Origin of the sequence: Oryzifoliimicrobium ureilyticum, assembly GCF_037199735.1 — a bacterium.
Taxonomy (GTDB): Bacteria; Pseudomonadota; Alphaproteobacteria; order Rhizobiales; family Rhizobiaceae; genus Rhizobium; species Rhizobium ureilyticus.
On record NZ_JBBBVQ010000002.1, the window covers coordinates 270629 to 294638 of the forward strand.

At 58.1% G+C, this 24010-nt stretch carries 13 protein-coding genes and 1 pseudogene; 6 read left to right on the forward strand and 8 right to left on the reverse strand.

All coding sequences use genetic code 11. The annotated features are described in order from the left end of the window. Positions 1-891 precede the first annotated feature (891 nt). Positions 892-1296 (reverse strand): annotated as a pseudogene (locus VQ830_RS28790) (recombinase family protein); the annotation flags it as partial. Positions 1297-1580: 284 nt separating this feature from the next. Next, a complete protein-coding gene (locus VQ830_RS04455) occupies positions 1581-2036 on the reverse strand; it encodes a recombinase family protein (protein ID WP_337266863.1) in 456 nt (151 codons plus the stop codon). A gap of 1206 nt (positions 2037-3242) precedes the next feature. On the opposite strand from VQ830_RS04455, the gene VQ830_RS04460 reads away from it, so the two are divergent. The 6 genes from VQ830_RS04460 (at position 3243) to VQ830_RS04485 (ending at position 17750) form a co-directional block, all read left to right on the forward strand. Further along, complete coding sequence (locus VQ830_RS04460; RefSeq protein ID WP_337266864.1) at positions 3243-6218, forward strand: TrlF family AAA-like ATPase; 2976 nt, start codon at positions 3243-3245, stop codon at positions 6216-6218. A 297-nt stretch (positions 6219-6515) separates the two neighbouring features. Then, a complete protein-coding gene (locus VQ830_RS04465) occupies positions 6516-10028 on the forward strand; it encodes a helicase-related protein (protein ID WP_337266865.1) in 3513 nt (1170 codons plus the stop codon). Continuing rightward, positions 10025-11356, forward strand: coding sequence for an AAA family ATPase (locus VQ830_RS04470; protein ID WP_337266866.1), 1332 nt, complete (start codon positions 10025-10027; stop codon positions 11354-11356). The genes VQ830_RS04465 and VQ830_RS04470 overlap by 4 nt, the downstream gene beginning before the upstream one ends. Before the next feature lies 1 nt (position 11357). Beyond that, complete coding sequence (locus VQ830_RS04475; RefSeq protein ID WP_337266867.1) at positions 11358-11996, forward strand: retron system putative HNH endonuclease; 639 nt, start codon at positions 11358-11360, stop codon at positions 11994-11996. Positions 11997-12001: 5 nt separating this feature from the next. Beyond that, complete coding sequence (locus tag VQ830_RS04480) at positions 12002-14899, forward strand: DUF1156 domain-containing protein (protein ID WP_337266868.1); 2898 nt, start codon at positions 12002-12004, stop codon at positions 14897-14899. Positions 14900-14912: 13 nt separating this feature from the next. Further along, positions 14913-17750: an ATP-binding protein gene (locus VQ830_RS04485; RefSeq protein WP_337266869.1), complete on the forward strand. Its 2838-nt coding sequence runs from the start codon at positions 14913-14915 to the stop codon at positions 17748-17750. A 221-nt stretch (positions 17751-17971) separates the two neighbouring features. Here VQ830_RS04485 and VQ830_RS04490 read toward each other — a convergent pair whose 3' ends face one another. The 6 genes from VQ830_RS04490 to VQ830_RS04515 all read right to left on the reverse strand — a co-directional run bounded on the left by VQ830_RS04490 (position 17972) and on the right by VQ830_RS04515 (position 23986). Further along, on the reverse strand, positions 17972-19537 hold the full coding sequence (locus tag VQ830_RS04490) for a hypothetical protein (RefSeq protein WP_337266870.1): 1566 nt from the start codon (positions 19535-19537) through the stop codon (positions 17972-17974). A 183-nt stretch (positions 19538-19720) separates the two neighbouring features. Beyond that, positions 19721-20809, reverse strand: a complete 1089-nt coding sequence (locus tag VQ830_RS04495) for a dsDNA nuclease domain-containing protein (RefSeq protein WP_337266871.1) — start codon at positions 20807-20809, stop codon at positions 19721-19723. Between the two features lie 112 nt (positions 20810-20921). Continuing rightward, positions 20922-22757: an AAA family ATPase gene (locus tag VQ830_RS04500; protein ID WP_337266872.1), complete on the reverse strand. Its 1836-nt coding sequence runs from the start codon at positions 22755-22757 to the stop codon at positions 20922-20924. A gap of 8 nt (positions 22758-22765) precedes the next feature. Continuing rightward, positions 22766-23272, reverse strand: coding sequence for a hypothetical protein (locus VQ830_RS04505; protein ID WP_337266873.1), 507 nt, complete (start codon positions 23270-23272; stop codon positions 22766-22768). Further along, positions 23262-23648: a hypothetical protein gene (locus VQ830_RS04510; protein WP_337266874.1), complete on the reverse strand. Its 387-nt coding sequence runs from the start codon at positions 23646-23648 to the stop codon at positions 23262-23264. Before VQ830_RS04510 ends, VQ830_RS04505 begins: the two co-directional genes overlap by 11 nt. Further along, positions 23645-23986: a hypothetical protein gene (locus tag VQ830_RS04515; protein WP_337266875.1), complete on the reverse strand. Its 342-nt coding sequence runs from the start codon at positions 23984-23986 to the stop codon at positions 23645-23647. Before VQ830_RS04515 ends, VQ830_RS04510 begins: the two co-directional genes overlap by 4 nt. Positions 23987-24010 lie beyond the last annotated feature (24 nt).

Consider the following 24010-nt stretch of genomic DNA (forward strand, 5'->3'; position numbering starts at 1 on the left):
ATCATGCGAATTTTCGATTTTCTCGACGAGCGCAACCTTCTTTCGCTGAACTTCGACGAGTCGCGCCTCGTAGGCTTTGATTAATTCCGGGTTTGTGGTGTCCGCGATACGGTCGATCAGGAGCCCAATGTGCTTCTCGGTGGAGTTTATTTCCTTTTGCAAAATAACAGTCTGTTCCGCAGTACCGGCCGACCGTTTCTCCCACGCTTCTCTGAAGACGTCGGTCGCGAGGTCAACGACTTCAACTGTGGGCGCCATCCTTTTAAGCAGAGCCTCAAACTCGTCGTGCATTTTTTCGCTACTAAACGACTTCCTATAACGCCGGCATTCCTTGTTTAAGCAGAAATAGTAGGGATATTCTGTATGGCGTCCCCGTGAATAGGCGCCTCCTAAAAGCCGGCCGCAATGAGCGCATTGAACAGCTTGGCGCAGAGGAAAGTGGTGGCTAAGATCCGCTCTGGCTGGCGCCTTAGCGTTCTCGTTCAGACGCATCTGAATTCTTTGGTATGTCTCGTAACTTATCAGCGGCGTGTGGTGCCCCTTCCTGATCGAAACGTCCCACGGCAGGTATTCAATCATCCCGGCATGAAGGACATTCGTTAGCATTTCTGTCACTCGATCAATTTTCACTGAACCATCCCGCAGCTTAGGGAAGCCAGGGCATTCTTGCAGGAAGCGTTGAATTTCCGCTTGTGTTTGAAACCTTCCGCTAGCAAACCCTTCGAGGGCTTCGGTCACGATTGAAGCAATCGGCTGCTGGGGAACAAGGACGTTCTGTCCGGCGATTCGAGAAAATGCGTATGCAGGGGGCTTTGAGGAAAAGCACCAGTAGCCGTTCAGCAGGCGCCCTCGCATGCGATTACGGACTTGCTCGCCATTCTTCTGCCGCTGGTGCTGGCTGACGCTTGCGAGAAGGTTCTCGACCAGGATGTCGTCTGGGCCATCACCAAACTCATGTGATGGGCATTCCAGCCGAGCTCCGGTAGCCGCAATCGCAGCCCTCAATTTGTGGTGCACGATCACACTGCGAGCGAGGCGTGTAATGTCATCGATTATAACGATGCAAGTAGCCGAGCGGTTCTTTAGCAAAAATCTGAGCATCTCGGCAAAGCCTGGCCGATCATCGGTGCCTCCGGTCTTATCATCCTTGAAAATCGTCGCTGGGGGTGGGTAGGCCCGATTACGCGCGTGTTCACGAATGCGTGCTTCCTGTGAGCCCAATCCGTCGCCTTCTTTGACTTGCTTCTTGGTTGAAACGCGGGCATATCCCAGCGTCAGGATGATCTTTTCCGACATGTTTTGATTTTCCTTTTGCTTGGCATTTTGCTGGCCTGTTGCGAGTGAGCCGCGCGCTAGTCTTGCGCGTAGCACCTTCCTTTCGTCTCCGACGTGGCGGCATTAGCGCCGTCGTGGGAGTGAAGACTTTTGTTGGGGCCGTCACGCGCTGGACGGAATCGATGCCGAAGGCGCGATCGACGAAGCTTTCCATGATCGCCGTTATAACGGTGACCAGATTTGCGTCAGCGCCGAGCGGTCCGCTTCCCCATTCGAGAAGCGGTTTTCCAGATTTGAAAGGAGGCTCAGTCATCTTCGCCAAGTCCTCCCCGGCGCCGCAAATGATCCTCTATATGGTCTTTCCGCTGGAGTTCTCGCCGGTCACCGCCCGCAAGCGGTCCCAGATCTGCCTCTTCGGCATACTCAATCTTGATACCTGCACTGTTGAGGAAAGAAGTTATCTCTTTCAGCAACACGGGATTTCGGGCGAGGCGCGTTCTGTCGGTGGTTAAAACGAGATCGAAAGTTTGCGGGATGGCAGCCGCCGCGCTCATTACGTTGGCAAGGCCGGGCCGAGACATGTTGATTCCTGACTGCGAGGCGTCAGAGGCTTCGCCCACGATGCCATACGAGCGTTCCAGCGCGTGCTGTCGCAGACGCCGAAGCTGCTCATCTACTTTCGCACTTGGCGCATTCTGCCTCTCTGACGCGGAACGCGCGTATATAACCGCGCGGACGGGCGCACGCAAAATTGGGCACATATGGTTCCTCCGTACAAATAACCAAACAGCCAGATCAGTTGCATGTGTCTTTCAAGCTCGTTGGAGCACCATCTCCACGGTTGATTTGCTGATTTGGAGACAAGCGTATCGCTTCGCAGACTACTCGTGGCTAAGGCGCCCGGCCCTCTGGATGAACAGGCTGCGACGGCTCCTCAGCTTGCAAACATCTGGAGACGGTCAACTCGGGGCTAGGAGCGACAAGCGGAACAATCACGCAGGCTACGATGTCAGACGAACCCAATCTTGGAGTGCGGCTCTCCACTAGCAGCTCACGACGGCGCCGCCGTAAATGACGGGCTGTGAATCGTCTCCTAAAGTTGGAACCGCGGCGCCGTGCGCCGGGTAGTCGTCGCGAACTTGTTTTGTCCAGTTGAGACCTGCGCATTGTCCATCCTTTCCATCTAGTCGCTTGCCAGTGCCGCACCCCGTGACGCGGAATCGCGACCAAGTTCGACATGCTTCCCAGGGTTGTATTATTCTTGCTTGGCTCTTACATATCGTAGCATCAGCTTGCCACCGTTGCAGTGTTTTTGCAACCGCCCTGATCACTAGGGGAGATATCAACCAATTGTAATTGTTGACAAATGTCCACTGATTTGGCTTGGCGTGGTTGACTCGTGCGTTGGAATGGAAAGGATTCGTCGACGAAAATCCGCTGCAACTCATCGTCGAAAATATGGTCCAATTGGAAAACGAGAAAGGACCAAATTGAGAACTCGAAGGACTCGTCGCTCTTACGAACCAGAAGGGTTGGCTGCCGGTGCAGGCAGATGAGAACGGGCCAAAGCTGAAGCAAATATCAGTAGCCTGGATCAGCTCGATGACGGTCGTCCGCAGGTCCGCTCTTGGACGCGCTGCGTCAAGCGAGGGGTGGTTGCGGTAGCACAGAGCCGTGCCCCGTTCGTAAGATGACCCATCTATGGGTTGCATTAGAAGTCAGGAGCTGCACTCGTTGACCGGTCGCAAAGAAGCGACAGCGCCGGGGTCAAGTAGGTGCTGCAAGCCGAGGGCACGTCTGACGTCTATAGACAACCGGCAGACATTTTCGGGCGCTTATCCCGGATCACGTATGAAATTATTGCTTGAGATTGCTTTCTTGCGTTAATCCTGCGGTAGATGAGTGGGGAAACGAGCTTCGTCCAGGTTGCATCGAGGCGATCGAAGAGTTTGGTAGGGCTAGGGCATATGATAAGTCGCGGGTCGGAGTGGCATCGATGGGAGCCGCATATTCACGCTCCGGGCACCGTACTCAACAACCAGTTCGGGGCAGCCGACCCCTGGAATGCCTACCTCACCTCGCTTGAAGAGCTGACGCCGAAGGTAGAGGCTATTGCGGTCACCGACTACTATGTGATGGACACCTACGAGGAGTTCCTCAAGCGCAAGGCGGCCGGTCGCTTGCCGGGCGTAAAGCTCTTATTTCCAAACGTCGAGTTGCGGCTTGATGTGGCGGCAAAAACGGGCTTCGTCAATGTTCACCTCTTGGTGAGCCCAGAGGACCCCGACCACGTCGCCGAGGTTAAGCGCATCCTCAAGCGCTTACAATTCGGAGCACATAACGACCGCTTCGACTGCACGCGAGAAGAGCTGATCAATCTCGGCAGGCGGTCCGACCCCACAATCATCGATGAGGGCGCGGCGCTCCGGCACGGTGCGACACAAGTCAAGGTCAACTTCGACCAACTGCGCAAGGTCATCCATGAAAGCGAATGGGCCAAGAAGAACATCTTAATTGCGGTTGCCGGCGGCGCAGGGGATGGCACGTCCGGCCTGCGGCAGGCTGCCGATGCGACGATGCGCCAAGAGATCGAGAAGTTCGCGCACATCATTTTTTCGAGCAGTCCAGCGCAGCGAGAATTCTGGCTCGGCCAGCGCGGCGTAACGGTCGAGGAACTGCGTTCGCGCTACGATGGCTGCAAGCCTTGTCTCCATGGCAGCGATTCCCACGATCAAAAATCGGTGGGCCAGCCCGTCGACAATCGCTTTTCGTGGATCAAGGGGGCATTGGAGCTCGACGCCCTACGGCAGGTCTGCATCGACCCCGAGAGTCGTGCCTATGTAGGCGAGCAGCCGCCGCGCTCGGCGATGCCATCGCAGGTGATTTCACTTATCAGGATTGACGAAGCTGACTGGGCGTCAACACCGGACATCCCACTCAACCCTGGCCTTGTCGCAATCATTGGTGCTCGGGGCTCCGGCAAGACTGCCTTGGCAGACGTCATCGCGGCCGGGTGCGATGCGATTACCCCATCGGGCTGGGACGAAGACGAGAGCATCAGTCCGTCCTTCCTAGCTCGTGCGCGCCGGCTCATCGGCAATGCGAAGACGACGCTGACCTGGGGCGGTGGCGCGAAGGTCAACCGCGCCCTCGATGGCAGTGATGCCAACGGCCATATGTCGTTTCCGCGCGCGCGGTATTTATCCCAGCAATTCGTAGAGGAGCTCTGCTCGGCCAAAGGCGTTTCCGATGGTCTGGTCAAGGAGATCGAGCGGGTAATATACGAATCGCATTCGCCTGATGATCGTGAATGGGCGCTCGATTTCGCCGAGCTGCGGGAGCAGCAGACCTTGCGCTTCAAGCAAGCGCGCGAGCGCGAGGCCCAGGCGATCGCGGACATCTCGGACCGCATCGCCACCGAGTTCGAGAAGGAGAGTCTCGTCTCCTCGCTGACCAAGCAGGTCGGGGAGAAGAACAAGCTGATCGGCGACTATACGGCCGATCGCGCCAGGCTGGTCGTCAGAGGCACCGAAGCTCAGGTAGCCCGGCATACGCAGCTTAGCGAAGCCGCTCAAAAGCTCCGTAGCACCATCCAGAATCTCGGGAACCAGCGCCGCACCTTCGTAGCCCTGCAGGACGAGGTCCGCTCCATGCGAGCGACCGGCTCGCCGGAGATGCTGCGGCAGGCGCAGTCGCGTCATGCCAATAGCGGGCTCAATGCAACGCAATGGGACGAGTTCTTGCTGATCTATAAGGGCGACGTTGACAAGAGCCTCTCAGCTTATGTGAACTGGGCGGATGGCGAGATCCGCAAGCTTCAGGGCATCCCGCCGCCCCCCGGTGATCCCGATGTCGCACGGATCGCCGATACGGCCGATATCTCAACACTGCCGTTGGCGCCGATCGCTGCTGAGATGAAGCGGCTGGAGGCGCTGTTCAGCGCCGACAAATTGGTGCGCGATCAGTATACGGCACTCACCAACCGAATCGCGCAGGAGAATTCAGCGCTCCAAACGCTTCAGACTCGCCTTGCAGATTCCGAAGGAGCCGCAGCCCGACGAAAGGATCTGCAGAGCGAGCGTGACAACACCTACGGGCGCGTATTCGAGGCAATAATCAACGAGCAGAATGCGCTGGCCGGGCTTTATGCACCCCTGATGAAGCGCCTTGCGGCCGCGTCTGGGACGCTAAAGAAGCTCAGCTTCTCAGTGCGCAGGATCGCTGACGTCGAGACCTGGGGCGCTTTCGCGGAGGAAGAGCTTCTCGACAGACGCAAAGCCGGTGCCTTCTACGGGCGCGGCTCACTGATCGCCGCGGCCACCGAGGCTTTAAAGACGGTATGGGAGACGGGATCGGCGGCCGAGGTCCAATCTGCTATGACGGCGTTTATGGCAAAATACCTGCGGGACATGCTGTCTCACGCACCGTATGCGCCGACGCAGCAAGCCGATTATCGTACGTGGTCGAAACAGTTCGCGCATTGGCTCTTCAGTACCGACCACATCAGCGTCCGATATGAGATTTCCTATGATGGCGTAGACATCCGCAAACTCTCGCCCGGCACCCGTGGCATCGTACTTCTGTTGCTATATCTAGCGCTCGATGATTCCGACGATCGGCCGCTGATCATCGATCAGCCCGAGGAAAATCTTGATCCGAAATCCGTGTTTGACGAGCTCGTCTCGCTCTTCATCGCGGCGAAGGCCAAACGCCAGGTGATCATGGTTACCCACAATGCGAACCTAGTTATCAACACCGACGCGGATCAGATCATCGTGGCAGAGTCAGGTCCTCATCCATCAGGCGGTCTTCCACCGATCAGCTATGTGGCCGGCGGCCTAGAAAACGCGGAGATCCGCAAGGCGGTCTGCGACATTCTTGAAGGTGGCGAGGCCGCCTTTCGCGAGCGCGCGCGGCGACTTCGCGTGCGTCTCGACCGATAGGTCTGGTAGAAGGCCCGATTGTTACCGCCGTGTTCGAACGCGAGGCGTTTGCATGAAACTGATCGCAGATAGATTCAAGTTCTCTGGTTCAAGACACTCACCGGCTGCCGGTATCACTCTTGTCAAATAAGCGAAGATCTGACGAGGTCGGCAACTTATCTTGCCCTTCGATCAATATCGTTGCGTAGCAAATTACAGAGAAGTGCAAAACATCGCATTTCGGACTCTCTCGGTTGCCCAGAATGATTGCTTTGTGTTTAGAGGAAGTGCCGCCAAAAAAAGGAATCGACGCCTCTCATGAAGGTTGAAGACATAAAGGTTGGCCAGAGTTTATCTGGGATAGAACCGTCGCAAGTGGTGACGGTTGTCGCCCTCGTGCCTCTAGGTGAAGGTTCCGTTCAGCTCATCTATCGGACTCCTGATGGCGGGATGAAGGAGCAACTTCTAAACAGGGGTGACGAGTCCTCCGTTGATGTTGCTACGGCGGAGCGGCCATTTTCGTTCGATGGTGATGGCGCAGCGTTCCAACTCGCATGTGAAGCAAAGCGGATCGACCTGGCGTTCTTGTTTGACCCGATGATGGCAGTCCACAGTTCAAATGTCGAACCGCTGCCGCACCAGATCACTGCTGTCTATGAATCGCTTCTGCCCCGGCAACCGCTTCGGTTCGTTCTTGCAGACGATCCCGGTGCCGGCAAGACGATTATGGCGGGGCTCTATATCCGCGAACTCATCATGCGCGCGGACTCGCATCGCATTCTGATTGTCGCGCCAGGCAGCTTAGTCGAGCAATGGCGGGACGAGCTTTACGAGAAATTCGGGCTGGAGTTTCACGTCTACTCGCCACTTCTGGAGCAGGCCTCGCCAAGCGGGAATCCGTTCGACGACTATCCGCGTCTAATAGTCCGTCTCGATCAGATCTCCCGGAACGAGGAGCTTCAGGACAAGCTCTGCGCCCCCGGCTGGGACCTTGCCATATTTGACGAAGCACACAAGCTCTCCGCGCACTACTTTGGCTCGAAACTGGAGAAGACCGGCCGCTTCCGCTTCGCGGAGAAGCTTGGCGCACACGTTCGGCACCTCCTGCTGATGACGGCGACGCCGCACAACGGGAAGGAAGCGGATTTCCAGCTTTTCCTTTCACTGCTCGATTCCGACCGCTTCTACGGCAAGTTCCGGGACGGCGTGCATAAGGTCGACGCGTCCGACCTTATGCGCCGCATGGTCAAGGAGGAGTTGGTCAAGTTCGACGGCACGCCGCTTTTCCCGGAGCGAAAGGCGTACACCGTCAACTATGAACTCTCGTCCATCGAGGCTGCCTTGTACGGGGCCGTCACCCATTATGTGCAGATCGAGATGGGCAAGGCCGACCAGCTCGAAGGCGCGCGAAAGGGCTCCGTTGGTTTCGCCCTTGCCGCGCTGCAACGGCGTCTTGCCTCAAGCCCCGAAGCAATCTTCCAATCGCTCAAGCGTCGCCGCGAGCGGCTTGAGAAAAGGCTGCGGGATGAAAGACTTGGCATCAAGGGGCGTTACGCCATCGACGAGATCAGTACCGGCGCACCGGAAGACGATGACGACCTTAGCGCCGAGGAGCAGGAAACCCTGGAGGAAAACCTGATCGACGACGCGACGGCCGCCAAGACCGTCATCGAGCTTGAGGCCGAGATCGTAATCCTGAAGGGGCTCGTGGAGCAGGCCAAGGCCGTTGTCGCCTCCGGGCAGGATCGCAAGTGGGATGAGCTGTCCAGAATTCTTCAGAACCACCCCGAAACGCGCGACGCATCTGGTCGCCAGCGCAAGATCATCATCTTTTCCGAGCACCGTGACACGTTAAACTATCTCGAGGCTCGGATTGCAGGCGTACTCGGCAATTCGGACGCCGTCGTGACCATCCACGGCGGTACGCAGCGGGATGAGCGTCGACGCCTTCAGGCACTTTTCCGCTCCGATCCCGATGTCCGTGTGCTGGTGGCGACCGACGCCGCAGGCGAAGGCGTGAACCTGCAGAACGCGAACCTAATGGTCAACTATGACCTTCCTTGGAATCCGAACAGGCTGGAGCAGCGGTTCGGCCGTATTCATCGCATTGGGCAGACCGAGGTTTGCCACTTATGGAATCTGGTCGCTAAGGAAACTCGCGAAGGCGATGTGTATCACCGCCTTCTGATGAAGCTGGAGGTGGAGAGCCAAGCGCTTCACGGTCGCGTCTTCGACATTCTCGGCGAGGTCTTCGAGGAAACTAGCCTCAAAGACCTCCTGGTCGAGGCCATCCGCTACGGGGACCGGCCCGAAGTCCGCGCTCGCTTGACCCAAAGAATAGACAAGGCGCTCGACCACGAGCACCTGAAGTCTCTCTTGAACCGTAACGCCCTCGCGCAGGAGACGATGAGTGCAGAGCGGCTTTTTGCCGTGAAGGAGGAGATGGAGAAGGCGGAGGCTCGGCGGCTTCAGCCGTTCTTTGTTCGGGCCTTCTTCAACAAGGCCCTCGATGCGCTCGGCGGTACGGCACATCCTCGCGAGGCCGGACGCTACGAGATCACTCACATCCCATCGGCGATCCGCGAGCGCGACCGTCGACTGACCGGCCGGAGCCGCCGCGACCATGAGCCGGTCTTGCGGCGTTACAGCCGCATTTGCTTTGAACGCCAGGCCATCCAGCCGCTCGACAAGGCGGGGCTGGAGCGCGCTGTTTTGATGCATCCCGGCCATCCGCTTATGCTCGCCATGTCGGATATGATCCTCGAGCAGCACACCAACCTTCTGCGGCAGGGTTCGATCCTTGTGGACCCATCCGACGAAGGGCTCGACCCGGCGCTGCTGTTCCTGCTGACGCATGAGATTAAGTCCGGCGACAACACCGTGCTATCTAAGCGCCTGCAATTCGTGCGGGTCGGCCCGGATGGCCAGGCGACATTCGCCGGCTGGGCGCCCCATCTCGACCTGGAGCCGTTGCCGGAAGCCCGCCGTGCATTGGTCGCGGACGCGCTCGACGCGCCTTGGTTGTCCTCCGGTCAGGAAAAACGCGCCATGTCTCTCGCCGCAACGACTTTGGTGCCCGAGCACTATGGCGAGGTCGCGAAGCGGCGCATTGACCATGTGGAGAAGACGCTGAGTGCAGTCCATGAGCGGTTGAGCAAGGAAATCGCCTTCTGGCAGGATCGTTGGATGAAGCTTAAGGACGACGCCGACGCCGGGAAAGACGTGCGGCTCAACGTCCAGAATGTCGAGCGCACCCTTGGCGACCTTCAGTGGCGTTTGGACAGTCGAAAAAAAGAGCTTCAGGCCATGCGTCATGTGGTGAACGGGACGCCGGTGGTGCTGGGCGCGGCTCTTATCGTACCGGCGGGCTTGATGAACAAAATGTGCGGTGACGAACCGGCGGATCCGGTGGCGGCGACTTTTGCTGCCGACGCGGCGGCACGCTCGCGCATTGAACAACTTGCCATGTCGGCGGTCCGGCAATCTGAGGAAGCGCGGGGCTGCCGTGTCGTCGATGTGTCCGCCGCAAAGTGCGGCTGGGATTTGACTTCCTATCCCCCGGCCGTTGACGGAAGACATCCCGATCCCAGGCACATAGAGGTGAAAGGCCGGGTGAAGGGCGCGAGTACCGTCACAATCACCCGCAACGAAATGCTCTACGCCTTCAATCAGGGCGACAAGTTCGTACTGGCAATCGCACTCGTCGGCGAAGACGATAGCACTGAGGGGCCGTACTTTATTCCTTGCCCGTTCGACCGCGAACCCGGCTGGGGCGTAGCTTCCATCAACTTCCATTTAGGCGATCTCCTCGCCAAAGCGGAGGCCCGATGACGGCGCTACGTCTCGACAAACTATCACTGACGAATTTCCGTTGCTTTGCTCATTGCGAAGTCGCATTCCATCCCAGCCTGACTGTTCTGGTCGCTGAGAACGGTAGCGGCAAAACCGCCGTGCTGGACGCTGCCGGAGGTGCGCTCTCGGTCTTCGTCAACGCGATTTATCCACAGGAGACGATCCGGCGGATCGAGCGGAGCGACGTGCGCCTGAACCCTGGTCTTGACAGGAGGATGTCACCCTGTCTTCCGGTTGAGTATGAAGCGCATGCTACGGTTCAGAGTGCGGCCGTAGCTTGGAAAAGTGCCGTCACAACCTACGGCGACAAAGTTCGGCCGAGCACTCGACACTTTGCCGCGATTAAAGAGGCAGCGCAGCCATTCCTGTCTGACATCGCGGTTCTCCCGCTAATTGCCTATTACGGAACTGGCCGCCTATGGAGCGAGCAGCGCCAAACCGAATATCGTCGCTCCTCCGTTACCAATATCGAGGAGCGCGTCGCCGGCTATACTGATTGCCTTACGTCGTCATCGTCCTTCAAAGGGATTTCGGCATGGTTCGAGCATCGCTTCAGACAGACAGCATCGCCTTCATACCGGGAGAGTCTGCAAACCAATCTTGCAATGATCGAAGGGGTGAAGACTGCGACCGATGCGGTTCTTCAGCCCACCGGATGGTCGGATCTTCGCTGGGATGACAAGCTTAAAACCCTGACGGCCAGGCACGAGACGCGAGGCGAACTGCCATTGTCGATGTTAAGTGACGGCGTCCGCACCATGCTTGCGCTCGTCGCCGATGTTGCCCGCCGGTGCGCCAGCCTCAATCCGCAACTGAGTGATCGCGCCTGCTTCGAGACTCCCGGCGTACTTCTCGTTGACGAAGTGGACATGCACCTGCATCCCCGCTGGCAGCAGAAGGTGCTCGGCTTGCTGCAAAGTGCGTTTCCAGCTCTACAGATCATCGTGAGCACCCACAGCCCGCATGTCCTTTCGACGGTCGATAAGTCGTCGATCCGGGTCATTCACATCAAGAACGGCGACGTGGTGGTCGAGACGCCGTTGATCCAGACCCGCGGCGTCGAGAGCGCGGATGTCTTGGCGACCGTGATGGATGTCGATCCGGTTCCGCAGGTCGAGGAATCGATCGCTCTTAGCGCCTATCGGGGACTGATCGAGGCGGGCCATGCCGAAAGCAAGGAAGCTTCTTCTTTGCGGCAACACCTGATCGCGCATTACGGAGAGAGCCATGCCGTTATGCTGGAATGCGACAGGCTCATCCGCTTCCAGCGGTTCCGGCTCGCCAAGAGCCGTCCGGAAGGCGGGTGAGATGCGGAAACTTGATCGCATGATTTGCCCCGCACCGGCTTGCCTTGGAGGCTATGTACACGGCGTTCATACATGGGACGATGTGTCCCCCGCGCACAAGGAAGAGATCAGAACGCAGCTTGAGGCCATGCAAGGCCGCCGTTGCGCCTACTGCGAAGGTAGTATCGACAACCTCGGACAGCATATCGAGCACTTCCGACGCAAGAACCGTCACCCCGCCCTGACGTTTGATTGGAGCAACCTATATTGGTCCTGCAACGAGACGGACTCATGTGGTCATTTCAAGGATAGCGGTGCTGGCACTTATAACGTGTCGGACCTAATTGACCCTTGCCTTCATGACCCGGATGCCTTCTACGTCTTCCGATCTGACGGAACGATCAGCATCCGGCATGGCCTATCAGCGTCAGATGTGCATCGTGCGAAAGAAACCCTGCGCGTCTTTGCTCTTGATGCTGACTGGGGAAGACTCCGCGCAATGCGCAAAGCGGCAGTATCGGGATATGTCAGCGACGCAGATGAAGCGTTTAGTGCCGGCTTATCTCTTGCAGATATTCAGGAGTATTTTGCCGATGCGCTCGATTGTGCCGAGAGCCTACCGTTCTCCACGGCCATACGGCACGTGCTGACAGAAAGATAATAAGAATGACGGGTACCGTGAAAACACCGAAGAAGCTTATCGAGGTCGCGCTCCCGTTGGATGCCATTAACGAGGCTGCCGCGCGTGAAAAGTCGATTCGCCACGGGCATCCGAGCACGTTGCATCTGTGGTGGGCGCGGCGACCTCTTGCGGCGGCGCGGGCGGTAATCTTCGGGCAGATGGTCAACGATCCTTCGTGGAAATGGGAGCTTGAACATCCGGGTGAGATTCCGCCGAATAACATTAAGGCAAGTTGGGCGGCGAGTCGAAAGCGCCTCTTCGCTATCATCGAAGACTTAGTGCAATGGCAAAACACAACCAACAAAAGTGTTGTGGAGAAGGCGCGCGCCGAAATCTTGAAATCGTGGCGTGAGACCTGTGAGCTCAACAGAGACCATCCACAAGCGGCCGAACTGTTTGACCCCGAAAAGTTACCCGCCTTCCATGACCCCTTTGCAGGCGGTGGGGCGATACCACTCGAAGCGCAGCGCCTCGGGCTAGAGTCCTATGCGTCCGATCTAAACCCAGTCGCCGTTCTCATCAACAAATCGATGATCGAGATTCCGCCGAGGTTCGCGGGACGGCCGCCGGTGAACCCAGATGCGCGCGCTAGCCGTGATGCTTGGAGCACGCAATGGGTAGGCGCCCAAGGTCTAGCAGAAGATGTACGCTTCTACGGTCAATGGATGCGCGAAGAAGCGCAAAAACGCATCGGTCATCTCTATCCGCCGATCGAGATTACGGCGGATATGGGAATTGAGCGTCCGGACCTGATGGGGTTGGTGGGACAGAAATTGACCGTCATCGCGTGGATTTGGGCGCGAACAGTAAAGAGTCCCAATCCAGCCTTCAGGCACATTGATGTCCCACTTGCCTCGACCTTCATACTTTCCAGCAAAGCCGGAAAGGAAGCTTACATCGAGCCGATCAGGGACGGCGACAGCTATCACTTTGCAGTAAAGGTTGGGAGGGCGCCGTCCGAAGCAGAGGAAGGAACAAAGCTTTCCCGTGGCGCGAACTTCCGCTGTTTGCTTTCTGGCACGCCTATCGAGCCAGATTACATAAAGTCGGAAGGCCGCGCGGGCCGCATAGGCGCACGATTGATGGCCATGGTTGCCGAAGGGCCGCGCGGTCGCGTGTACTTTGGGCCGACAACAGAAATGGAGCGTGTAGCGCAGCAGGCACAACCCTCGTGGCTTCCCGACACGGTTTTGCCCAATGATCCACGTAACTTCTGGACCGTGGACTACGGTCTAACCAAATATGGTGACCTCTTTGCGCCGCGTCAGCTTGTGGCGTTGGCTACTCTCAACGACCTTGTTGTCGAAACCATACCGAAAATCGAGCAAGACGCGATTGCTTCCGGTTTAGCTAAAACCGAAGTCGGGCTGAGCGGAGGCGGCAAAGACGCTCGCGCTTATGCGGAAGCTGTCGCCATCTATTTGGCGTTCTCGATAGACAAATCCGCAGACTATTGGTCAACGGTATGCACTTGGCATTCTAGTAAGGAGCTAATTAGGAATACATTCGGCCGGCAGGCAATTCCGATGACCTGGGATTATGCTGAAACAAACGTCTTTTCTGATTCAACAGGGAACGTATCGAGTGGTATCGAATGGGCTCAAAAGGCGCTCCTGAATTTCCCTACAAAACCCAATGGCTATGCGACACAGGCAGATGCGCAACGTCAAAGCATCAGCCTTAGAAAAATTATATCTACCGATCCTCCTTACTACGACAACATCGCTTACGCGGATCTTTCAGACTTCTTCTATATTTGGCTTCGCCGGTCGCTGCGGCAGGTTTTCCCTGAACTCTTCGCGACGCTTACGGTCCCCAAGGCCGAAGAACTTGTGGCTACCCCCTACCGTCATGGTGGCAAGGACCGCGCAGAGGCGTTTTTCCTCGATGGCATGACGCAAGCAATGCGGCAGCTTTGCGAACAGGCGCATCCTTCGTCGCCTGTGACTATTTACTACGCCTTCAAGCAGTCTGAGACCAAAACCGTCGAAGGCACTTCGAGTACAGGATGGGAGACCTTTTTGGATGCTGTGATTCGGTCAGGCTTTGCTCTTACCGGAACGTGGCCCATGCGGACGGAGCTTGGGAATCGTATGATCGGGTCTGGGACCAATGCCCTTGCATCTAGTATTGTGTTGGTCTGTCGCACGCGACCAGCAACAGCGGAGACCGTGTCCCGCCGCACCTTCCTGCGCGAGCTGAATCAAGTGCTTCCCGAGGCTCTCGATGAAATGACGCGCGGATCCGGCGACGACCGTTCGCCCGTCGCTCCGGTCGACCTCTCGCAGGCGATCATCGGCCCCGGCATGGCGGTGTTCTCGAAATATTCTGCCGTTCTGGAGGCGGACGGCACGCCTATGACCGTGCAGGCCGCGCTGAGGCTAATTAACCGCTTCCTCGCCGAGGATGACTTCGACCACGATACCCAATTCTGCCTGCACTGGTTCGAGCAATACGGCTGGAAGGACGGCCGCTTTGGCGAAGCCGACACGCTTGCGCGCGCTAAGGGAACGAGCGTTGATGGCGTAAAGCAGTCGGGCGTGCTCTTTGCCGCTGCCGGCATTGTACGTTTGTTGAAATGGGCTGAATACCCGTCCGACTGGAATCCTGTTGGCGACGACCGCCTGCCAATATGGGAGGCCCTGCATCACCTGATTCGCATCTTCAAAGCCGAGGGCGAGAGCGGCGCGGGCAAGGTGCTTGCGGCAGTCACGGCCAAAGCCGAAGCGACGCGGCAGCTTTCTTACCGCCTCTATACGCTTTGCGAGCGAGCGGGATGGGCTGAGGATGCCCGCGCCTATAACGAGATTATAACGAGCTGGAGCGCCATCGAAGCCGCCGCCGCGGCACCGAAGGCGCATCAGGGCGACCTGTTTGGTTGAAGGGGAGCGAGCGATGAAGCCTTGGAGAGAAGTGGCTGTTCCACACCAGGACGTACTTGAAGGCACGTTCCAGCAATCTGAGTTCGCAGCGGACATTACGGCGGTCAACACTGGGAAGGCAAGCCGCGAATATCAGGATGCCGGCGCGTTCTTTGACCGAACCTTCATCACAGAGGGGATGGCGCTCCTGCTGACGCAAGTTGCGCAGCGCCTCGCCGGTCGGGGTGGTGAGCCGGTTGTGCAGCTTCAGACCGCCTTCGGCGGAGGCAAGACGCATACCATGCTCGCCGTCTATCACCTCGCCACCCGCAAATGTGCGTTGGCCGATCTCGCCGGCATCCCCGCGCTTGTTGATCGAGCAGGCTTAATGGACGTTCCACAGGCCCGCGTCGCAGTGCTAGACGGAACCGCGCACGCGCCGGGCCAACCATGGAAGCGCGGAAGCCAGACGATAAAGACCTTGTGGGGCGAAATTGCATGGCAGTTGGGGGGCGCTGAGGCATTCGCGCTTGTCGCCGAGGCTGACGCCACCGGCACTTCCCCCGGCAAGGATGCGCTGCGCGAACTTCTTGAGCGCCACTCCCCATGCGTCGTTCTGATCGACGAGCTAGTCGCCTATATACGGCAGTTCCCGGAATCGCAGGCGATAAGTGGCGGCAGCTACGATTCAAACCTGTCCTTCGTGCAGGCGCTGACCGAAGCCGTGAAGCTGGTACCGCGCGCCATCCTGCTCGCATCGTTGCCTGAGTCGGAACTTGAAGCAGGCAGTCAGCGCGGCGCCGCGGCGCTGCGCGCCCTCGAAAAGACCTTCGGGCGCGTTCAAGCGCTTTGGAAGCCGGTGGCTACTGAGGAAGCCTTCGAGATCGTACGCCGTCGGCTGTTCGAGCCGGTGCGAGACGAGAAGACTCGCGAAGCCGTGTGCCGCGCCTTCGTCGACGCCTATATCGCCGAGGGCGTGAAGCTCCCTGCAGACACGCAGGAACGGCACTACTATGACCGGCTCTTACACGCCTATCCCATCCATCCGGAGGTGTTCGATCGCCTTTATGAGGACTGGACGACCATCGACGGATTTCAGCGCACGCGCGGTGTTCTGAAACTTATGGCAAAGGTCATCTACCGGCTGTGGAAGGACGACAACAAAGACCTGCTCATCATGCCCGGCAGTCTGCCGCTCTATGAAGGCAGCAGCCGTAACGAGCTCACTTATTACCTGCCTGCAGGCTGGGATGCAGTGATCGAGCGCGACATTGACGGCGACCGCGCCGAAACCACAGCTTTAGAGAACAAGGAACCACGCTTCGGCCAGGTGGGTGCGGCTCGCCGCATTGCGCGCACGATTTTTCTCGGCAGCGCTCCGTCCTCGGTAGCCTCCAAGGTGGCCGCGCGGGGCCTCGACCGCGCGCATATCATTCTCGGTTGCCTTCAGCCGGGACAAGCGGCGTCCGTCTATGCCGATGCGCTCGGCCGGCTGGCCGACCGGCTGCACTACCTCAATTCCTCGGGCGATAAAAGTCATGACGCAACCCGCTTCTGGTTCGACACCCGCGCAAATCTGCGGCGGGAAATGGAGGATCGGAAACGCCGGTTTGACGACCGGACGGAGGTACGCGGCAAGATCGCTGAGGCTTTGAAGAAGACAATCGGCAATGCCACATTCTTCGACGGTGTGCATACCTTCACTCCACATGGCGACGTCCCGGACGATACCGCCCTGCGCTTGATGGTTCTACCGCCGGAGACTTGGTACGCTCGTGAGGAAAACCGTCTCGCCTTTGAAGGGGTGCTGGAGATCATCAGCAAGAACGGAGCTAAGCCACGCTATCGTGGCAACCGGCTACTCTTCCTTGCCCCTGATCATGGCGCGCTTTCTCGTCTCAACGACGTCACGCGCGTCGTGCTCGCATGGGATTCGATTGTCGAAGACGTCAAGGTAGGCCGCCTGAACATCGACCTCTTGCAGAAGAATCAGGCCGAGAAGGAGCTGAAGAGCGCTGAGGACGCGCTGCCGCGCGTAGTCCGTGAGTGCTATAAATGGTTGCTCTGCCCGATGCAGGACGCGCCGACCGATCCGAAACCCGCCATTGAGGCCTTCGCCCTTAACACGACCGGCGGTTCTATCGGCGGCGCAATCGAGCAGGTTTGCACCGAGAATGAATTGGTCATCACCACCTGGTCGCCGATCCATCTCCGCGCCAAGCTCAACGAGCTCTATTGGAAAGGTGCACAGAATGCCGTGAGTGCGGCGACCTTCTTTGAGGACACCCTCCGCTATCTCTACATGCCGCGCCTCAGGACGCGGGATGTTCTAGTGCAAGCAATCCGGGCCGGCGCGGTCAGCAAGGACTTTTTTGGCACCGCATACGGCGAAGCCAATAGCAAGTTCGAGGGCTTTTCCTTCGGCGGCGGCAATGTCATCGTTGACGACACCTTGCTTCTGATCGAGCCTAAAGCAGCTCAAGTCTATGAGGAGGAAAACCGGCGGGTACAAGCTGCCGCTACTCCGACAGTTTTCACTGCCAAGGGCACAGGCGGCGCGTCCGAGGCTCCGACTGTCTATGCTTCCGATGGCGGGAGCGCATCGCCGCCGATGGCAATCACACCTACGCCGGCCCCTGCGAGGCCAAAAACCTTCTACGGTTCCGCCGAGGTTCAGCCCGCGACCGCGAAGATGCGCCTTGTGCAGATCGCCGAGGAAATCGTGTCGGTGCTCGCATCCGACCCTAATGCGACCGTGCGCCTTGTCGTGGAAATTTCGGCCGAGTTCCCAGATGGAGCAGGCGATGGCGTGAAACGTGCAGTTTCGGAGAACGCCCGCAGCCTCGGGCTCAAATCAGCAGACTGGGAATAAAGATTCGAATTGGTTCAATGGCCCATATCTGATCGCGGCCCTCACACTGGAGGCCTTCTCTCGCTTGAACGCGAGCTTCGGAATGAAGACGGATCGAGCGAGGCGTAATTTGGCAGCGCTTGGGACAATGTTCGAGGATCACGACTTCCCCCTTCGGGTTCCACACCGGATCGACGACGCCGAAGACCGCGGATAACTAATCAGGCGGCGCTGGGGGCAGGTCATTCCATTGCCAGGATCTTCCGGAAATAGGGATCGAAAAATGCCTTCACAGCTTCGAATTCCTTTTCCCTGAGAACCTGACGCTTCGCTTCTCCGTACGTGGCGATCGCGACCCCATTGAGATCCAATCCCGTCGCGTCCTCCGTCGCAACGATCGTCTGTGCGTCGTCTGGCAGGTGGTCGAAGATGAACTTCATCATCTGGGGCAGATGAACCTTGTCCTGTCCCTGCTGGTTCGGAGAGTCGATCACGACCGGAAACCTGACGTTGTTCGTGAATTCCATTTTCGTGTGGAGAAACGCGTAGTAGTACGCGAGAAGGGCGCGCGGCCCTTCGCTTCCTCTCGCGGCCTTCACCGAGTAAATCGACTGCTTCTCGGGGTCGTCGAGGTATACGTCTAGTTCCTGCGAGAAGGCCGAGAGCCGCGTCCGGTAGGACTTCCGGATGTCCGCTGTCCTCTTCGCGTCGGTGTACTCGTTCATGGAAGATCTGAAGGATTCGACCCTGTTCCTCGAACCGTCCGCCTCGACGATCTTCTCGTTGAGGGAGACGCGGAGAATCCTTGCGGCCTCCGTCTTCCCCGCGGACAGCAGGACGTCGTTTAGCGAGAGCGACCGCTTCTGCACTTCGAGGATCTTTTCAATTCTAGCGAGACTATCGCTAACTTCGCCGAGTTTGCCGCGCTCGGTCCGCTCTTTCTCTGAAACCCTTTCAAACTTCGACCTGGCGTCCGTCAACGCCTTTGACAGCACACCCTCGTCGGCGATCAGCGCGAACCGGTCGGCGAACGAGTTCTGGTATTCGTGTCCACAGGTCGGGCATTCGACCTCCCGCGGCAGCGACGACGCCAACTCGAACTCTCCGCGCATCTCCTTGAGTGTCTGTGCGATGAGATCGGCCTCCCTTCGCAGAAGATGGCCTTCCTCGTGCAGATCGGCGATTATCCGGCGGCGTCGGGCTTGCACGGAAAGAAGCCGTTCGCTTTCAGCCACGAGGTCGTCGCACTCGCTCGCGAACTCCTGCAGGTCGTAGGTCGGCGTTAAGCCTTCGATCTCCTGAATCTGCGCGACTGCCTGCCGAAGCGTCTCGACGGCGGTGTCGAGGTTCGACAGCGCGATTTTCTCCTTCGTCAGCTCCGCCTTGGCGGCGTAGTACCCGTCCGGCTTGATCCCCGAGTGGTATTCGGCAAGCGTGGAGATGCTCTCGGGCAGATAGAAGTCCGTGAAGGATTTCCACGGGTCCTTCCAGCCGCCGTCCTGATCGACGTAGAACGGGGCGACCAGATATGCCGGAGGCGGTACGATCGTCTCACCGTCCTTGTCCACCATCTCGAGCTTGAAATCGAAGAAGCGCGCGAGCTGCGGCCCCCAGTCCTTGACCAAGCGCTGGCCCCAGAAACGTCTGGTCCCCTTGTCGTCGAAAAGCGAATAGACGCCGAACGCCTTCACGGCGAACCATGACGAACCCTCGAACTCGAATTCCAGACAGCTCGTGACGTCCGCGGCCCTCCAGCGCTCGTCAATCTTGTTCGGCGTCGTTCCTAGAGCTTCGTAAAGGCTCTTCATTATGGCCGACTTTCCAAAGCCGTTTGCGCCTTGGATCAACAGCTTTGGCGAGTTCAAGGGTACGTGCAACGCTCTTTTTTCGACCTGCGACAACAGGTAGAGATTTATGAATTTTACCCTTGGCACTGCTGCTCTCGCTCAGTTTTCGAAGGACGCGGCGAAGTCTCAACGTGTCGTCGCTCGTCATGTCATCGTTTCCATCAGTTCAACGATCATTGCGGACTGGAGATCGTAGGGCGCGGATGATGGTTCGTCCAGACCGTGCGCCTTCAAGGCTACGACCGCCTCGAGGACGCTGTCCATCCCGTCCACGGGTGTCTTCGCGATAGCAGCCCTGATCACCACGCTCAGCTCGGAGGCCGCCATCTCGCCGGCCCGGCGCGCGTTTGCGTAGGTCATGCACATGTTCTTGATCCGCTGGACCTGCAGCGCTCGCCTGCCTTCTCCGACGAGCTCTTCATGCACGCTCGGCCACCACTCGACGAGGTTTTTCGCCCGTCCTTGGACCCTGGCGATCATGCGGCTGATGTCATCGCGGTTGAGAGACACGCGCTCTTTCAACTCTTCCACCGTGGCCGATTTCGTCTTGTTGCCCGTGCATTCGCCCGCAGCAGCCAGGAGCGCAGTGAAGAACGGGCTGGCGCACGCCGCGAAGTCGGGGTGAAACTCCTCCAACATCGTGACGACCCTGCCGAGCACGGTGGCGCGATAACTGTCGAGATCGAACGGAACCCGCTGAAAGGTCAGCAGGTTCATGTGCGCCTTGTCGAAACCGCCGGGAAAGTCGGCTTCCAGCGATTTGATCAGCGGCGTCTGATCGTCGGCGCAGAGATCCGCCACCGACAACTCACCGTCGTGCAGGGCGGATGCCGCCGATGCCGCCAACATCGCGCTTAGCGGCCGGTTCGATACGATGGACGCACGGCGGATCTCAGGGCCGAAATGCGCAATGTTGTAGTAGGCCTTGCCGACGATGGACTTCGGCAACTCGCCCTTCGCAGCACGTTTCGCCAGCCTCGCCGCTGTCCAAGTCAGCTCGCTGGTCGACTTCACCTGATAGAACGATAATTCGGAGTCTTCGCCTTCTCCGACGAAGAGCACCAGATCGTCATGATGGTCGAAGACGGCGACGAACTCCTTGCCCTGTCGATATAGGTCGAGGATGCGCGCCATCGATACGTTGACCTGAAAGTCGAAGGCACGAAACGCGTCGGATCCTGCGGTCTCGCGAGGCTGTTTTTCTGCTACTGTCGATAGAGAAGGTTTTGGCAATGAGGTCAGTTCCAGAGGGATCGGAATCTTTTACTACTTGCCGCAGAAAATGGAAGTGGACACACAACTGACGGGACCGGCGCGATCGTGTTAACTACCGGCCAATTTTTGGTCACTCCCGATGCTCCGCGTCGAGGTAGATCCTGCCCTTATCCAGAAGGTCCGACGTCAGCTTCAGCAGTGTCTTCCGTTCCGCCCGGAGCGAGGCTTTCACTTTCTCCCACTCGTCCAGAAGGATTCGATCGACCTCGTCTGTTATCCTACTGGGGGCTCGGAAAAACTGATCGACTCGTTTCCGGTCGACATAAAAGCGAGGCACTTGTCCCATGCCCCAACTTGCGACCATAAGCTTTGCAATTCCCGTCGCTATATCGATATCCGAGCCGGAATGCCCGCCCGCCCCGGTGCTTTTACTCCCGATCTCTACCTCTTCGGCAGCAAGCCCAGCCAACGAAATCCTGATCTGTGCCCTGAGAACGTCTTCCGTTGGGAGAATCCGATCTCTCATGTCGTACCGTACCTGTCCTCCTGGCTGCATGACACGGCCCTTAAACACTGTGTCGGATAGCTCAACCGTGACGGCGTCGACAAAGTCGCACGAAAGAGCGACAACGGCGTGCCCACATTCGTGTAGCGCGATACGACGGAGGACCTCGTCTGACAACGTCACCTTTGCTGGCATACCGTTCTCGACATCCTCGTCTTCGACTCCGCGCCTGGCAGCACGCGCCGACCTCTTTATGGCGCGACCAATGCGTTCAAGGTCAGCCGGACTGAAGTCATAGAGCTGGTCCGTCCAGCGGCGAAGCCGGTCTATGTCGAAGCCGCCCAGGTGGTAGGAGAGGATTTCGGCGCGTTCGTCACGCGTCGGAAGGTCAACGTAGATGTGGCGTTCGAAACGTCCCGAACGAAGAATGGCCGGCTCGATATCTTCCGAGCGGTTGGTCGCTGCGAGCAGCACGACGCCGGGCGTCTCCTTGCTCGTGAGCTCCAGGAAAGTGTTGACAACCTGTGTCTCGTAATAGGCATGGTTGCTCTGATGGCTGCGGTTCCCGATTGAATCCAGTTCGTCGATAAAGAGAAGCGCGCCAGACTTATAGTCCGCCGCCTCCTTGAAGGAGGAACGCATCGATCTCAACATGTCGCCAAGATAACCATTCCCGGCCGACTGCCATTGACCGGCCGACGTCGAGATTATGGGCAATCTCAGTTCGGCGGCGAGAGCTCCCGCGCACATTGTCTTCCCAACGCCGGGTGGGCCGATTAGCAGCGCTGCCCGGTCGACGGTAGACCATTCCAGCTTACCGGCTTTCCATGCCACTAAGTCGGTCACGAGTTCCGACACCCACGAGCGGACGGAAGCGAATCCAGGAAGTTCACTGAGGCGCGGTCCCATGAACTGTGTATCCTTGGAACGCGCCGTAGTTTCGACCGTAAGGCAATCGAGCGACTGTCGGCAGAGCAGCGCGTCAATGATACCCCAATTCTCGTTGACGAGCTTCCTCGCCGTCTCCACATCAATCTTGCTTCTTCCAGTCAGCTTCCTGACCGCATGCACGTGCCGAACCGTCGGATTGTCAACATACACAATCTCATCCGCCGCCATCCTGACCTTCTCGGATAAGGCATCGAAGCTGTCGGTGATCACGATCGTCTGCGCCAAAGATCGAAGGACGTCGAGATCTACTCTCTTTTTCACTCCCGTCTCGATGCTGACTACTTGATGCCGGGAGGTTTCGGCGTTGAAGAACGCTTGCCTCTGGCCGGAGAGAAGGAGCTCTCCTGCGCGATGAAATCGACCGATCCAATCCTTGCCAACAATGACCACAAGGATGCCGCCGACGGCGCCTCGGAACTGAGGGGTGTGTCGGAGAGTTCGACGAAGCACGAAGTAAGCAAGCATCACTCCAGGTCGTTTGCGAAGTTCTTTAAAGGCGCTTCTGCTCATCCGATGCTTCATTGTTCAGTGCCTTCACGGACAGCACCCAGGCAAGCTCCGGAGGCCCCGACCTGCTTACGGATGACATCCAACGACACCTGCGGCTTGTATGCGAGTGGCACCATGACCGAGAATTTCAAACTGTCGATCGCCTCTACTGTTAATTCCGCAAAATGCTTTCGCCCCGAACGGCGGCAAGTTGCATTTATATGGGCTGCGATAGAAGGTGGATCGAACGCATAGACGTCGGCTTTCGACGGGCGAAGTAGGTGCGGCCAGAGCTCGATAAGATCCGTACCTGCGAGCTTAGCCGCTTTCCGATGGTTGTCGCCAACCTCTTTGGTGTCAACAATGACGACCACAGTAGATGGAGCGCCGTTCCGGAGCCGATGCTGTGATCGAAGAGTGCGGCCGAATCCTGCACGCAAAAGAAAAACGCCAAGAGCTTCCTTACCGGCGTCGCGAGGTCTGCGCAAAGAGCTCCTTGAACGGATTTGAATGATGCGGTCGTTGCTATAGACCATCCGGAAAGCTCCAGTGGTTAACGGCTTGTTCCGCCAGCGGCGACGGTCTGCCGAGGCGATACCAATGCGTCAGAGAGCGGGCCGCCTTTGCTTCTAATGAAATCAGCTCCAGTGGGGTGCTAAAGCTCAACCAGTCGGGGGGAAGACCGGCGGGCTCTCTAGGATCTTGAAATCGGCCAACAAGCATCGGGCACACATATTTCTCGATCGTCCAGTCCTCGACTAACGTCACAACATCCGGGTTGAGGTATGGAATGGCCCGCTCCGTCGCAAGCAGCCGGAGATCGCCTGCCAATTTCTTGTGATTGCGCAGTCTCAAATTGATAGCCTGAAGCGAGGAGTTGCCGTGCGATTCACCGAACCTAAGAAGTCTCATCCGCGTCGGCCTCCAAAAGAAACGGGATCATCCACCGGTGCATGGCCAGAACTGCTTCGCCGACTGAGCCGGTACCAGCGGTTAAGGGTTCGAATGAGGTGCTCATCTTCGTCAGGGAAATATGCCCACACCTCGCTCGTGGAGATGAAGTGACTGTCCGGGACGGATGGGTGCCCTTCGACAATACCCTCCCGGCAACTTCTGAAGCCGTGACGCCAACTCGAAAGGATCGGTGACGCCACAAGTGCTGAAGCGAAGATACCGCCTGCTTCCATCCGCTCGAGGTCGGAAGTGAGCTTCTTCAAGCCAACTATCGGCGATGTGATGTGAATTTGCATGATTCGTATCCCTGTATGGATTCG